The organism is Streptomyces sp. MS19 (genome assembly GCF_047200595.1).
GTDB lineage: Bacteria > Actinomycetota > Actinomycetes > Streptomycetales > Streptomycetaceae > Streptomyces.
The window spans coordinates 227,267-241,773 of sequence record NZ_JBJZOH010000005.1 but is presented as its reverse complement, the minus strand read 5'-3'; the positions used below and the strand labels follow the sequence as shown (position 1 = coordinate 241,773).

The window sequence follows — 14,507 nt, the reverse complement described above, 5'->3', positions numbered from 1 at the left end:
CCCGCCTTGTGCGGACACCGGGCGGCGTTCGTGACAGGAGCGTCGTGCCCGGAGGGAGAAATACGCGCCTTTGTGAGTGATGTGACGGAAATGACCCGTCCCGCGCTGAATCATCCGGCGCTGCCCGGACATCTGTAAGAGAACGGGGGACGGCCGCCCGGTGAACGGCGGAGTACCCCTGTGTAACGTGCCCCTGTCACAAAGCGATAACCCCCGACAACGGTTCATCTCACTTAGGGGTCAGGCTTCTACGGGGGTTAACCTTCTCCTCGCGTAGGCGACACTTCTTGATACCGGCAGGAGCTGCCTTGTCCAACCAACCCAAAGGACCGTCCCCCCACACCACAGCGGTCGTGCTCGCCGGTGGTACGGGCCAGCGAGTGGGTCTCTCCATACCGAAGCAGCTGATCAAGATCGCGGGAAAGGCTGTCATCGAGCACACCCTCGCCGTCTTCGAGGACGCCCCGGAGATCGACGACGTGATCGTGCTGATGGCCCCGGGGTACGTGCCGGACGTCGAGCGGATCGTCGCGAAGAGCGGCCTCACCAAGGTCAGCCGGGTCGTCGAGGGCGGCGCGACGCGGAACGAGACCACGCAGGTCGCGATCGCCGCGCTGAGCGAGGGCCTCGCCGAGGGTGAGGAGCGTCACGTCCTGTTCCACGACGCCGTGCGGCCCCTGCTGTCGCAGCGCGTGATCAGCGACTGCGTGACGGCGCTGGAGCGCTACCAGGCGGTGGACGTCGCCATCCCTTCCGCCGACACCATCATCGTGACGCGCACGCACGGCGAGGACGGCGAGTTCATCACCGACGTCCCCGACCGTTCGCGCCTGCGACGCGGCCAGACCCCGCAGGCGTTCCGGCTGTCCACGATCCGCCGGGCGTACGAGGTGGCCGCGGGCGACCCGAACTTCCAGGCGACCGACGACTGCTCCGTGGTCCTGAAGTACCTGCCGGACGTGCCGATCCACGTCGTGCCGGGTGACGAGTTCAACATGAAGGTCACCCAGCCCGTCGACGTGTTCATCGCCGACAAGCTCTTCCAGCTCGCCTCGACCGCGGTGCCCCAGCAGTCCGACGAGGACGCGTACCGCGAGCGGCTGGCCGGGCGTACGGTCGTCGTCTTCGGCGGCTCGTACGGCATAGGCAAGGACATAGCCGACCTCGCCGAGCGGTACGGCGCCACCGTCTACGCCCTCGGCCGCTCCACCACCGGCACGCACGTCGAGAACCCCCAGGACATCTCCGAGTCCCTCGCCAAGGCGTACGCCGACACCGGCCGCATCGACTACGTCGTGAACACCGCCGGCGTCCTGCGCATAGGGAAGCTCGCCGAGACCGACGACGCGACCATCGAGGAAGCCCTCAAGGTCAACTACCTCGCGCCGGTCCGCATCGCCCGCGAGGCGCACAAGTACCTCGCCGAGTCCCGCGGCCAGCTGCTGCTGTACACCTCCAGCAGCTACACCAGGGGTCGCGCCGAGTACAGCCTCTACTCCTCCACGAAGGCCGCCATGGTGAACCTCACCCAGGCGCTGGCCGACGAGTGGGCCGGCGACGGCATCCGCGTCAACTGCGTCAACCCCGAGCGGACCGCCACCCCGATGCGGACCAAGGCGTTCGGCAAGGAGCCCGCCGGGACGCTGCTGTCCTCCGAGGCCGTCGCCCGCACGTCCCTGGACGTGCTGCTGTCCGCGATGACCGGGCACGTCATCGACGTCCGCCAGCAGGACCCGACCGCCGACGCGAGCAACGCCGGGTCGTTCGAACGCGCCCTGGCCGCCGCCCTCAGCGCCGACGCCTCCGGGGAGGTGGCGTGACGGGCATGCTGCTGCGCCGTCTCATCGGCGCGGTCTCCACCGCCGAGATCGTGGCGACGCTCCTCACGGTGCTGAGCTACCCGGCGATGCTGGTCACCGCCCTGCTGCCGTCCGGCTACGCGTTCGCCGTCGCCGCCGCGGTCTCGTACCTGGGCGACCACTACCTGCACCGCAGGGGCAGCTACATGCTGGTCCGGATGGGCAAGGCCAGGCTCGGCCTGACCATCCGCTTCCTCATACGGCAGTTCCTGCTGGTCCTGCTGCTGGCCCGCACCGAGGTCGCCGGGGACACGGTCTTCTACGCGGCCGTCGTCGGCTTCCTCGTGTTCTACGGCCTCCAGGCCCCGCACACCGCGCTGGTCATGCTGCTGCGCCGCAAGCGCCGCCTGCCCATCGCCACCCGCAACATCGACCTGACCACCCTGCCCGTGCCCGACGGCGCCCCGCGCTGGCTGACGCACCGGGCCGTGGAGAAGGTGCTGCACACCGAGGTCCCCACGTTCGCCGGCCTCCTCGCCGTCGCCGCGACCGGGACCGCCGCGTACGGCTACGCCGGCATGGCCGTGACGATCCTGCTGGTCGTGGCGTACATGGCCGTGCTGCTGCCTTTCTTCCGGGCGGGCAAACTGCCGCCGTCGCCCGAGCGGACCATGGAGTGGTTCGACGAGTGGCTGCGCACGTACCGGCCCGAGGTCGCCCTGTACTTCTCCGGCTCGAAGGACTCCGCCTACCAGGCCAACATGTGGCTGGAGACGATGGAGAACCTCGACGCCCGGCCGATCGTCATCCTGCGCGAGCGGTCCATCCTCGCCCGCCTGGCCACGACGAGCGTGCCCGTCGTCTGCGTGCCGAGCGCCGTGGACCTGATGAACATGGACCTGTCCATGCTGCGGGTCGGCCTCTACCCGGCCAACGTCGGCAAGAACCTGCACCTGCTGCGCGTCCCGACCATGAAGCACGTCTTCATCGGCCACGGCGACAGCGACAAGATCGCCAGCATCAACCCGTACTCCAAGGCGTACGACGAGGTGTGGAGCGCGGGCCGCGCCGGGCGCGACCGGTACGCGCTGGCCGACGTCGGCGTCCGCGACGAGGACATCGTCGAGGTGGGCCGCCCGCAGCTGGCGCCCATCCGCCCGGCCGGGCCGACGCCGCGCGCCGACCGCATCCCGACGATCCTCTACGCCCCCACCTGGGAGGGCTGGACGGACGACCCGGGCAACACGTCGCTGCTCCTCGCCGGCGAGAACATCGTCCGCCGCCTCCTTGCGTCGGAGCGCCCGGTCCGCGTGCTCTACAAGCCGCACCCGTTCACCGGTACGCGCAACCGCGCCGCGGGCGTCGTCCACCAGCGGATCGCCGCCATGGTCGAGCAGGCCGCCGCCGAGCGCGCCGCCGACCCGCGCTGGGCCGAGGAGGCACGCCGTACCGCCGCCGACCGCGCCGCGGCGCAGGCGCAGCTCAAGCGGCTGCGCGAGGCACGGCCCGCCACGGCCGTCACCGGGCTGTGGGATGACGCGTCCGTCTCGCGCGACGCGATGACCCCGGCGGACCGCGCCGTCGTCGAGCAGTACGCCGCCCGCGAGTGGAACGACGTGTACTGGCGCTCGCAGGGCTGGTGGGAGCACCGGGTCATCACCGGCCCCGAGCCCCTGCTGTTCGACTGCTTCAACGAGTCGGACGCGCTCGTCTCGGACATCTCCAGCGTCGTCTCCGACTGGATCGCCAGCGGCAAGCCGTACGCCGTGACCGACTCGGCCGAGATCGGCGAGGAGGAGTTCAAGCGGCAGAACACCGCCGTCCGCGCCGCCGTGGTCCTCGGCAACGACGCGGCCCGGCTCGGCGAGCTGATCGACGCCGTGACGCTGCCGGGCGCCGACCCCCTCGCCCAGGACCGCGCCGAGCTGAAGCGGTACCTGCTCGGACCCGACGAGCCGTCCTCCCTGGAGCGGTTCAACGCGGCGGTCAAGGCGCTCGCCGCGCGGGCCGAGGCGCGCAACCGGGCCCTCGGCGAGGCGGGCACCGCCGATGCCACCACCGTGGTCCCGGCCCCGTAGGAAGCGGAAGTAAAGGCACTGAGTGACGTGGTAGCGAAGCCTGAAGACGTGATCCCCGAGGAGCTGAAGCGACAGCTCCGGTTCCTGCCCGAGGCGGACGAGGGGGAGCGCGCCGCGTTCTTCTCCGCCGTCGCGGAGTTCCTCGGATCGGCGGACGGGGCGAAGGTCCGCAAGCTGCCGCCGCTCGCGCGCATCAAGTGGCACCTGGCCGGTGAGCGCCGCCTGGACGACCTGCTGGCGGTCATCGCCTTCGAGCGGGTCAACCCGAACGCGCTCCCCGTCCGGGGCCGCCTGCGCCCGTACGTCGCCGTCCCCGGCGTGGACACGGGCGCGCTGCCCGCGTCCGTGGGCCGGCTGCGGCTGCGCGAGATGCCGGTGCGTGCCAAGGCGACCGAGGTGCTGTGGCAGGACGGCAAGCTCGTCCTGCGCGGCTACGCCTTCGTGGTCAACCTGCCGGGCGGCGGCACCGGGCCGATGCCCCGGCTGGCGTGGCTGCGCGCCCCCGGCGGGCGCCGCGTGCCGGTGCGCTACCGCGCCGAGGAGTCGAAGCGCGCCACGCGCGACTCCAAGCAGGCGCTGCACAACTACGACGACGCCGGTTTCGAGATCACCATCGACCCGGCGAAGCTCAAGGTGCGCGGCAAGTGGAAGGCCGGCACGTGGGGGCTGACGCTCGCGCTGCCCCGGCCGGGCGGCTACGTGCCGGGCAAGGTGGAGCGCGTCGACGTCGGCTCCGCCGGGCACTCCCAGGCGCACCACCTGGGCGACGGCGCCCGGCTGATCGCCGGTTTCGCCGAGGACAAGTTCCAGGTCACCATCGACATACCCGAGGCGGAGATCGTCGACCAGACCGCCACGGCCGACGCCCTGCGGCTCGGCCTGCGGGCGCCCGTCTCCGCCAAGCACGCGACGAAGCTGCGCGTCGTCCGCAAGGGCCAGAAGGGCGGCGTCGAGTACCCGCTGACCCCGGCCGCCGGGAGTGACGCGCGCTGGCACCGCTACAGCGCCGAGATCCCGTTCGCCGACCTGTCGGTGGGCGCGGAGGGCGAGCGCAAGACGTACGACTTCCTGACGCACATCGAGTTCGCCGACGGCTCGTCGCGCCGCGCCACCGTCGTCGAGGGCTTCCTGCCGGGCCGCTACCTGCGTCCTGGCGGCCGGGAGATCGCCGTCACGACCGACGGCCCCGGGCTGCTGAAGCTGCACGACCGCGCGCGGCAGGCCGTCGTGGACCGGCTGGAGTGGGTCGCGAAGAACGAGCTGCTGATCGAGGGCTCGTACACCGGCCCCGGTGAGCGGATGCGGTTCGTCCTGCGGCACGGCGAGCGCTTCGAGGAGCACGTGCTGCCGCTGACGTGGTCGGAGTCGCAGAGCCGCTTCAGCGCGCGGATCACGCCGGACCGCATGGCGCTGTACGACGCGATCCTGCCGCTGCGCGCCGGACGCTGGTACTTCTCGCTGCGCGACAAGGACGCCTGGGGCAACGGGCAGGACGTGCCCGTCAAGCTGCGTGCCGACCTGATCGACACGCTGCCGCTGAAGACACGCACCGGCGGCCGTTCCTACGCGGTGAACCGGCGCTACTTCGACCGCATCTTCCTCGGCTCGGGCCCGGTCCTGTCGGCGGACGAGCGGGGCGCGTACCAGCAGCGGCAGCTGCGCGAGGTGCTGACGCCGCAGTTCAAGAAGGAGCCGCTGACCGACACGGTCTTCTACAACAGCTTCGGCGGCAAGCAGTTCTCGGACTCGCCGCGCGCCGTGTACGAGGAGCTGGCGCGGCGCGGTGTCGAGGTGGAGCACCTGTGGTCGGTCGCCGACCAGCAGGTGGACCTGCCGCCGGGCGTCCGCCCGCTGGAGTGGCACAGCCGCGAGTGGTACGAGGCGCTGGCGCGCAGCCGGTACGTCATCACGAACGTGGGCCTCGGCGACTGGTACGAGCGGCGCGAGGGGCAGGTCGTCGTCCAGACGTGGCACGGCACGCCGCTGAAGAAGATCGGCGCCGACCTGCTGGGCACGCCGCGCGCCAACCTCCAGTACATCGCGAGCCTCCCGCACCGCTTCCGGCAATTCGACTTCGTCGTGTCGCCCAACGCGTTCACGACCCCGATCATGCGGAACGCGTTCCGCTGCGAGGGCGAGATCCTGGAGGCGGGCTACCCGCGTAACGACATCTTCCACCGGCCCGACCGGGAGAAGACCGCGCAGCGCGTGCGCGCCACCCTGGGCATCCCCGAGGGCAAGAAGGTCGTGCTGTACGCGCCGACGTGGCGCGACGACCAGCGGCACACGCAGTCGAAGTTCAAGCTCGACCTCAAGGTGGACCTGACGGCGGCGGCCGAGGCGCTGGGCGACGACCACGTCTTCCTGTTCCGCAAGCACCCGAAGATCCTGGACGCCATCCCGGGCGCGGGGCAGGGCTTCGTCTACGACGTGTCGGCGTACCCGGACATCGCCGAGCTGTACCTGATCACGGACGTGCTGATCACGGACTACTCGTCGGTGCTGTTCGACTACGCGCACTCCGGGCGGCCGATGCTGTTCTTCACGTACGACCTGGAGCACTACCGGGACACGCTGCGGGGCTTCTACTTCGACTTCACGGCGAAGGCGCCGGGGCCGCTGATCAAGACGTCGGCGGAGCTGATCCACGCGATCCGCAACGTGGAGGGCGTGAAGCGGACGTACGCCGACAAGTACGCGGCGTTCGTGCAGGACTTCTGCGAGCCGTCGGACGGGCTGGCGACGGCCCGGGTCGTGGACCGGATGCTGGAGCTGGGCGAGCGGAGGCCCTGACGCTCCGCCCAGTACGTACGACAGCGCCTCCCGGATCGGGGGGGCGCTGTTCGTCGTGCGGGTGGTTACCGCGGGGTCGCGGGGGTGGGGCGTTCGGTGCGGCGGAAGAGCCAGTTCATGCGCGGCTCCATCAGCGGGCGGAAGACGCGTTGCACCAGCGGTGTGCACAGCAGCGTCATGCCGATGACGGCGGCGAGGGTGGCGATCACCAGTGCGCCGGGCTGGTCGTTCATCACGTCCGCGTCGTAGAGGTCGAGCCCCTGGGCGCCGCGGATGAGGAAACCGTGCAGCAGGTAGCCGTACAGGGTGCCCGCGCCCAGTTTCGTGAACCACCGGTGCTTGCCGGGGACGAGGGCGAAGAAGCAGACGGTCAGGATGACCGAGACGAGGAAGATCAGGCCCGTCGCGACGATGCCCATCCACCAGGGCTGGCCCAGCTCCTGCGCGCTCTCGCGGTGGTAGAACCACGTGTAGCGCATGCCGCGTGGGACGGCCCAGTACGCGGCGACGGCGGTCACGGCGAGCACCGGCAGCGCAGCCAGCCGTACGATCCGGTGGCGGGCGAGCCGGAAGTGCTCCGGCTTGAGCACCAGGCCCAGCACGAAGAACGGCATGAACTGGAGCACGCGCTGGATCTGGAGGTCGTCGCTCAGCGAGGGCTGCATGCACGCCACGGCCGCCACGCACAGCGCCAGCGGCACCGGCCAGCGGACGGCCTTCCACAGCGGGATCGTGAGCCGCCAGATCAGCAGGGCCAGCAGGAACCACATCAGCCAGCGCGGCTCGAACATCGCCAGGTACGTGTTGTCGTCCCCCTCGACCCGGCGGATGTACAGGGTGTACGCGATCTGGAAGACCACATAGGGGACGACCACTCCGGTGACCAGCCGCTGCACGCGGTCGGCGCGGCCGTCGAAGTTCCGGGAGAGGTAGCCGGAGATGACGATGAACGCCGGCATGTGGAAGGCGTACATCGTCATGTAGAGCGCCAGGACGGCGCGGGAGTCGCGCAGCGGCTCCCAGGCGTGCCCCATGGCGACCAGCACGATGGCGAAGTACTTCGCGTTGTCGAAGAACGCGTCGCGCGTCTTCGGTGTGGGGGTCTCGGCGGGCTGCCGGGGGACGGCGACTGTCCCCGTTATCCCTCGGGAGTCGTTCATCACCCCGGCACCCTAACGCCATCGGCCGTTCAGTGGCCCGGCGGGCGGGGCGGGCCGCTCTCCGTCTCACCACCGCGCGCCGTCCCGCCGCGCACCACGGGGAGCTGGGGGCGTTCGCGCTGTTCGGCCGGGTGCCGGACGAGGCCGCGCGGGTGTGCCGCCGACGTGGCCGCCGAGCAGCCGCGCCTCCATCACAGCACCGTCGCCCGCCGGCTTGAACGGATCGGGGAGAGACTGGGCATCGATCTCGCGGAACCGGCGGGGGCGGCGTGGCGGCTGCTCGACGGCTGGTTCACCCGTTCGAGCGATACCGCATCGGCTACGGAGCGTTTATGTTGATTGCGTGAATCGCTACGTAGAGTCATTGGGTCGGTGGGGGAAAGACCCTGCGGGGAGGGCGCGTCGCGGGGCCTCGACGCCCCGGGGTTCAGCGCGGGGCGCCCTGCGGGGCGGCCGGGCGCGCTATCGGCAGCTCCGAGGGGTCCGCCGGGTCGCCCTGGTCGCCGCCCGCCTCGGCCTCCGCCGTCTCGGCCAGCTCCACGACCCCGGCCGCGCGTGCCCCGGCCGCGCCGGGCGGCGACGTCTGCCGGGCCCGGCGTGCCTCGGCCGCCGCGCACAGCGCCCGCACCGCGTCCTGGAAGCGGGCCAGCGACGGCGGCTCCGCCGGGCCGAGGAGATACTCGGTCAGCTCCGCGCGGGCCTCCGCCAGCTTGTCCTGGCCCGGGTCCACGACCGCGTCGAGCAGCGCGGACACACCGTCGGCCTCGGGGGTGAGCACAGTCGCGCCGCGCACGGTCGGGTTGGCCGCGCGGAACTCGTCCTCGGGCAGCCCCGCCGTGTTGACGACGGCGTACGGCTTCCCGGACGCCAGGTGGTCGGCGACGACGCTGGACACGTCGGAGACCAGCACGTCCGCCTCGTTGAAGCACGAGTACAGGTCGGGCCGCGCGCCCGTGAGGACCAGGTGCGCGGACGGGTCCTGCGCCGCCCAGAACGCGCGCCGCCATGCCTCGGTGGCCGCCTCGACGGCCTCGGCGTGACCCGGGCGCGGCGTGCCCTGCGCCGCCATGCGCTCCATCTCGTCGGCCCAGGGGCGTCCGGCGCGCGCCGTCAGCGCGTCGAGCGCGGCCTCGCGGCGGGCGAGTTCCCCCGGGTCCGCGTCGGCGTGCCGTCCGGCCACGGAGACCGCGCCGCGCTCGGCCACCGGGTCGCCGGCCGGCAGCCGCAGCTGCGTGCGGCGCGGGCCCGGCGCGGGCCGTCCGGCGGCGGTGTCACGAGCGGCCTCGCGTGCGGCGGCCGTCCGTTCGTTGGCCTCGGCGATCAGCGCGCGGATACGGGCGTCCGCCGCGCCGGCCCTCGGGTTGACCGAGCCGGTCATCGGGTGCGGCCGGTACAGCAGCCGGACGCGCGGGTCGGCCAGCAGCGCGCGGACCACGTTCTCGCCGGCCAGGATGACCGAGGTGTTCCCGGGATCGTTGGTCCAGCCCTCCCACGTCGGCGCGTACAGCACGGTGACGGGTCCCGTCGCGGGTGGCGGGCCCTCGGCACGGCGGATCGGCGCCAGCTGCGGGCGGCCTACCTCGACGACGTCGCGGTCGTCCACGCCGACATCGGCCCGCGCGTACCGCAGGCGGGCGGCCGGGCCCGCGACCCACACCTGGTCGTAGACCTTGGCGTAGGGGTTGCAGCTCGACAGCTTGTCGCTCTCGCCGTGGTTGGTGAAGGCGTGCTTGATGGTCGGGATGCGCAGCACCTGGGACGTCTTGGGCGCGTTCGCCGGATGCAGCAGCATCTTCAGCGTGGAGTGCTCCAGCTCCATCAGGTGTGCGACGCGGGGGATGCAGACGATGGGCACGTCCGTGTCGGCGAGCTGCTGCGTCATGGGCCGCTCGCGCAGCACCACGAGGGGGCGCGGCAGTGTCGCCAGGGTGGAGAGCCACATGTTGGCCTGGTACGCGGTGCCCGAGCCGCCGGAGAAGTACAGGCCGACCTCCGGCCGGTAGTCGGCCAGCCAGGCGCGGAACCAGCGCAGCACCTTCTCCTCGCCCGGCGGGCGCTTGCCGGGCAGCAGCCACGTCGCCAGGTACGCCGTGCCGCCCGCGAAGAGCAGCAGCGACGTGCAGACGCCGATCAGGCCCCACACGACGCTCTCGGCCGCCACCGTGGCGATCATCCCGGCCGTGGCGGGGACGGAGAAGAGCAGCATGCGGCGCCCGGGGTAGGCCAGCAGGCGCGGCGGGGCGGGGGAGAGGTTCAGCGGACTGGTGTCCACGTTCCGGGTGAGCACCGGCAGCGTACGGGCGCGGCGCACCAGCACGCCGAGCGCGCGGCAGACGAAGTGCGCGCCATAGCAGGACAGCAGGCCGCCCACCAGCAGGAGGCGGGCCAGGGTGTCCACGGCGGACAGATGGGTGAGGCCCATCACCAGCAGCAGGTCGCGCAGGAGCTGTCTGACGGTCTCGTCGCAGTGCACCCGGCCGAGCACGGCGAGTACGCCGGGCTTCCAGAAGCGCAGGCCGAGGTCGAACGCGAGGCACGCGGCCCCGGCGGCGCACAGCAGCGGCGCGCTGGGCAGCTGCGCCCCGACGAGCTGGGCGGCGAAGAGACCGAGCAGGATGCCCAGGGCGAGTGGGGTGCCGCGGCGGAGCGACGGTCCAGCAGGCAAGGTGAGGCTCCGGTTCGGAGAGGGAACGGTGGAGGAGAGGGGGGCGTCCGGGAGGTTCAACGGGCGCGCGGGAGCAACCGCAGCGCGGAATCAACCGAAGGAGTGAAGCGGCCGTGCCGGACGCATGGGTGCGGCCCCGGGCGGCCGGCGCGGGACGCGGGCACCGCCGGGGCGGGAGCGGGGCGGCTATATGAGCGGGCGGCCCGTCCGCACGGTGGCATAGATTACGGAGAACAGACCGGTCTCACCGGGTACGAACGAACGCACGGGCGGTACGGCGGACGGCGGCGAGTGCGGCGCGGCGCCGCCGGGGACGGCGGACCCCGGCCCACCCGTGCCCACGCCGCCGAGGCGGCGCAGCGAACAGGGAGCAGCAGCAGTGGCAGCGGCACCACGCCAGGACGTCTCCGACGCCCGCAGGATCGTCGTCAAGATCGGCTCATCCTCGCTGACCACGGCGGCCGGGGGGCTGGACGCCGACCGGGTGGACGCGCTGGTCGACGTGCTGGTGAAACAGGACGGGAGGCAGATCGTACTGGTTTCCTCCGGTGCGATCGCCGCGGGTCTGGCGCCCCTGGGGCTCGCCGGACGCCCCGCCGACCTGGCCAGGCAGCAGGCCGCCGCCTCGGTGGGGCAGGGCCTGCTGCTCGCGCGCTACACCGCTTCGTTCGCCCGGTACGGACGGCGTGTCGGGCAGGTGCTGCTCACCTCGTACGACACCAGCCGCCGCAGCCACTACCGGAACGCCTACCGGACGCTCGACCAGCTGTTCGCGATGAACGTCGTGCCGATCGTGAACGAGAACGACACCGTCGCCACGGACGAGATCCGCTTCGGCGACAACGACCGCCTCGCCGCCCTCGTGGCCCACCTCGTCCGGGCCGACCTGCTGGTGCTGCTGTCCGACGTGGACGGGCTGTACGACGGCGATCCGTCGAAGCCGGGCGCGCGCCGCCTGACCGAGGTGGCCGGTCCCGGCGACCTCGCCGGGGTCGGGATCGGCAGGGCGGGCCGCTCCGGCGTCGGCACCGGTGGCATGGTCACCAAGGTCGAGGCCGCCGCCATCGCCACCGGCGCGGGCATCCCCGTCGTCCTCACCTCGGCGGGCCACGCGGGCGAGGCCCTGTCGGGCGCCCCCACCGGCACGTACTTCCGCCCCACGGGCCGCCGCGCCGCCGGGCGGCTGCTGTGGCTCGCGCACGCGTCCGCGCCGCGCGGCGCGGTCGTCCTGGACGCGGGCGCGGTGGAGGCGATCACCGAGCGGCACGGTTCGCTGCTGCCCGCCGGGATCACCGGGGTGGAGGGCGAGTTCGCGGCGGGCGAGCCGATCGAGCTGCGCGACCAGGCGGGCCGCCCGGTGGCGCGCGGCCTGGTCAACTTCGACGCCCGCGAGATCCCCCTCCTCATCGGCCGCTCCACGCACGACCTCGCGGCCGAGCTGGGCCCGGCGTACGAGCGGGAGGTCGTCCACCGGGACGACCTGGTGCTGCTGCGGCCGTAGCCCCGCCGCCCCGGTGGCCCGTACTCCTGGTGCGCTCTTCTTTCTGATGCCCCGTTCCTTCCCATGACGTGGCGTCCACGTGACGCAGTGCGCCCGGCCGTGCCGTCCAGGTGACAGCAGGCGGCCTTCGACGTGCGCAGATGTGTGAAAGACCAGTCTTTCCACGGAAGGTTCGGAAAACCGCCCACGCCGTGGCGCGTGAGCTGGTCAACTCGTGCGGGGGCACATGCCGTACCGCCCCGTACGTTCCGCACGTTCCGCACGATGCCAGGAGGCCGCGGTGAGACGACTGGCCAGCGTCGGTGGGGGCCGCCAGGGCCACACGCCGACCCGACCCGACACCAGCCGCCTGTGGCACATCACCCTCAGCGTCTCCGGCCCTGCCGCCCCGCTGCCCGACGTCAGGCGCGGCCTCGAACAGCTCGCGCACGACCACCCGTTCCTCCTCACCAGCCGCTACGCCCGCGACCGCGCGGAGATCCGCTACTGGGAGGAGGCCCGCGACCTGCACGACGCGGCGGCCGTCGCGCTGCGGCTGTGGGGCGAGCACCGGCGTACGGCGTGCCTGCCGCCGTGGGAGATCGTCGGCCTTGAGGTCATCGGCCGCGAGACGTACCACCAGCGGCTCGCCGAGGGGCACGGGCTCCCGGCGGCCGTACCGGTAGGCGTGCACCCGTTCTGACAGCGTCCGGCGCCCCGCGGAAGGGGGCGCCGGAGGGCCCGAGAGGCCCCGCATGCCGTTCGTCCGCATCGAAGCGTTCCGCGCCGCCCCCCAGCGGCTCGACGCACCCGGCCGCGCCGTCCACCACGCCCTCACCGGCACGCCCGGCTTCCCCGACGACGATCTCCTCCAGATCCTGACCAGCCACGACGGCGCCACGAGCACCATCCGCACCGGCACATACCCCGGCGTCCCCCGCGACGAGGGCGCCGTCTCCGTCACGATCACCCTGCGCGCCGGGCGCCCCGACGCCCAGGAGCGCGCCCTCCACCACCGCATCGCCCTGCTCGCCGAGGAGCACGCGGGCACCGAGCCCCGCAACGTCATGGTGATCCTCCACGAGAACGGCCCGGCGGACCGGTCGTTCGGCCACGGTGAGGCCGCCTACGCGCCCGCACCCCCGGACGAGCCGTCCACCCCTCGTACGCCCGGCCCCGACCGCACACCGAGCGCCTAAGCTTGGGCCCCATGACCGCCGCATCCGCCGACACCGCGTCGTCCCCCGTCCTCGCCGCCGCCGCCCGCGCCAGGGAGGCCGCCGCCGAGCTGGCCCCGCTGCCGCGCACCGCGCGCGACGCGGCGCTGCTCGCGGTCGCCGACGCGCTGGAGGCCAGGTCGGCCGAGATCGTCACCGCCAACGCGGCCGACCTCGACCGCGCCCGCGCCGCCGGCACACCGGAAGGCATGATCGACCGCCTGACGCTCACGCCGCAGCGGATCGCCGCCATCGCCGCCGACGTGCGGCACATCGTCACGCTCCCCGACCCGGTCGGCGAGGTCGTGCGCGGCTCCACGCTGCCCAACGGCCTCGAACTGCGCCAGGTCCGCGTGCCCCTCGGCGTCGTCGGGATCATCTACGAGGGGCGGCCCAACGTCACCGTGGACGCCGCCGCCCTGTGCCTGAAGTCGGGCAACGCGGCGCTGCTGCGCGGCTCGTCGTCCGCGTACGCCTCCAACACCGCGCTGGTCGCGGTGCTGCGCGACGCCGTGGTGAGTGCCGGGCTGCCCGCCGACGCCGTGCAGCTCGTGCCCGGCGAGAGCCGCGACTCGGTGCACGAGCTGATGCGGGCGCGCGGCCTCGTGGACGTCCTCATCCCGCGCGGCGGCGCCTCGCTGATCCAGGCCGTGGTGCGCGACTCGACCGTGCCGGTGATCGAGACCGGCACCGGCAACTGCCACGTGTACGTGGACGCCGCCGCCGACCTCGACATGGCCGTGGACATCCTGGTCAACTCCAAGGCGCAGCGCCCCAGCGTGTGCAACGCGGCGGAGACCGTCCTCGTACACGCGGACATCGCCGACCGCTTCCTGCCGCGCGCCCTCGCCGCCCTGACCGCGGCCGGGGTGACCGTGCACGGCGACGAGGCGTGGCAGAAGGCGGGCGCCTCGGCCGGGACCGAGGTCGTGCCCGCGACGGACGCGGACTGGGAGACGGAGTACCTGAGTTACGACATCGCCGCCGCCGTCGTCCCCGACCTGGACGCGGCCGTGGCGCACATCAGGCGCTGGACGTCCGCGCACACCGAGGCCGTCGTCACGCGCGACACCGCCGCCGCCCGCCGGTTCGTCTCCCGCATGGACTCGGCGGCGGTGATGGTCAACGCGTCCACCCGCTTCACGGACGGCGGGCGCTTCGGCTTCGGCGCCGAGATCGGCATCTCCACGCAGAAGCTGCACGCCCGCGGACCCATGGGCCTGACCGAGCTGACCTCCACGACGTATGTCGTCACAGGTGATGGTCACACCGTTGAGTGAAATCCCAATGGCCCTCCCCCTCGTCCGGTTTCCGG

Annotated in this window: 10 protein-coding genes; 8 read left to right on the top strand and 2 right to left on the bottom strand. The window is 72.6% G+C overall.

All coding sequences use genetic code 11. The annotated features are described in order from the left end of the window. The first annotated feature begins 308 nt into the window (after positions 1-308). The 3 genes from ACL02R_RS08070 to ACL02R_RS08060 are packed head-to-tail and all read left to right on the top strand — an operon-like array spanning position 309 to position 6,670. Positions 309-1,820 (top strand): SDR family NAD(P)-dependent oxidoreductase, encoded by a 1,512-nt coding sequence (locus ACL02R_RS08070; RefSeq protein ID WP_412796169.1) that lies wholly within the window; start codon positions 309-311, stop codon positions 1,818-1,820. A 5-nt stretch (positions 1,821-1,825) separates the two neighbouring features. After that, on the top strand, positions 1,826-3,877 hold the full coding sequence (locus ACL02R_RS08065; protein WP_412796191.1) for a hypothetical protein: 2,052 nt from the start codon (positions 1,826-1,828) through the stop codon (positions 3,875-3,877). Positions 3,878-3,925: 48 nt separating this feature from the next. Continuing rightward, positions 3,926-6,670: a CDP-glycerol glycerophosphotransferase family protein gene (locus ACL02R_RS08060; protein WP_412796168.1), complete on the top strand. Its 2,745-nt coding sequence runs from the start codon at positions 3,926-3,928 to the stop codon at positions 6,668-6,670. Positions 6,671-6,735: 65 nt separating this feature from the next. On the opposite strand, the gene ACL02R_RS08055 is transcribed toward ACL02R_RS08060, so the two are convergent. After that, positions 6,736-7,830 carry an acyltransferase family protein gene (locus ACL02R_RS08055; protein ID WP_412796167.1) on the bottom strand — a complete coding sequence of 365 codons (1,095 nt, stop codon included), beginning with the start codon at positions 7,828-7,830 and terminating at the stop codon, positions 6,736-6,738. A gap of 165 nt (positions 7,831-7,995) precedes the next feature. Between ACL02R_RS08055 and ACL02R_RS08050 the strand changes: the two genes are divergently transcribed. Beyond that, positions 7,996-8,169, top strand: coding sequence for a helix-turn-helix domain-containing protein (locus ACL02R_RS08050; RefSeq protein WP_412796166.1), 174 nt, complete (start codon positions 7,996-7,998; stop codon positions 8,167-8,169). A gap of 88 nt (positions 8,170-8,257) precedes the next feature. Here ACL02R_RS08050 and ACL02R_RS08045 read toward each other — a convergent pair whose 3' ends face one another. Continuing rightward, entirely contained in the window at positions 8,258-10,495 is a 2,238-nt protein-coding gene (locus ACL02R_RS08045; RefSeq protein WP_412796165.1) for a hypothetical protein, read from the bottom strand. 379 nt (positions 10,496-10,874) lie between these two features. Between ACL02R_RS08045 and proB the strand changes: the two genes are divergently transcribed. The 4 genes from proB (at position 10,875) to ACL02R_RS08025 (ending at position 14,472) form a co-directional block, all read left to right on the top strand. After that, a complete protein-coding gene (proB, locus tag ACL02R_RS08040; RefSeq protein WP_412796164.1) occupies positions 10,875-11,996 on the top strand; it encodes a glutamate 5-kinase in 1,122 nt (373 codons plus the stop codon). 226 nt (positions 11,997-12,222) lie between these two features. Beyond that, complete coding sequence (locus tag ACL02R_RS08035) at positions 12,223-12,678, top strand: hypothetical protein (RefSeq protein ID WP_412796163.1); 456 nt, start codon at positions 12,223-12,225, stop codon at positions 12,676-12,678. 52 nt (positions 12,679-12,730) lie between these two features. Beyond that, a complete protein-coding gene (locus ACL02R_RS08030; protein ID WP_412796162.1) occupies positions 12,731-13,174 on the top strand; it encodes a tautomerase family protein in 444 nt (147 codons plus the stop codon). Between the two features lie 11 nt (positions 13,175-13,185). Continuing rightward, the gene (locus tag ACL02R_RS08025) at positions 13,186-14,472 is read left to right on the top strand and encodes a glutamate-5-semialdehyde dehydrogenase (RefSeq protein ID WP_412796161.1); all 1,287 of its coding nucleotides are present in this window, start codon (positions 13,186-13,188) and stop codon (positions 14,470-14,472) included. Positions 14,473-14,507 lie beyond the last annotated feature (35 nt).

Coding starts and splice junctions, on each gene's coding strand:
- ACL02R_RS08065 (WP_412796191.1), top strand. CDS start 1,826: ATGCTGCTGCGCCGTCTCATCGGCGCGGTCTCCACCGCCGAGATCGTG.
- ACL02R_RS08055 (WP_412796167.1), bottom strand. CDS start 7,830: ATGAACGACTCCCGAGGGATAACGGGGACAGTCGCCGTCCCCCGGCAG.
- ACL02R_RS08035 (WP_412796163.1), top strand. CDS start 12,223: ATGCCGTACCGCCCCGTACGTTCCGCACGTTCCGCACGATGCCAGGAG.
- ACL02R_RS08030 (WP_412796162.1), top strand. CDS start 12,731: ATGCCGTTCGTCCGCATCGAAGCGTTCCGCGCCGCCCCCCAGCGGCTC.
- ACL02R_RS08025 (WP_412796161.1), top strand. CDS start 13,186: ATGACCGCCGCATCCGCCGACACCGCGTCGTCCCCCGTCCTCGCCGCC.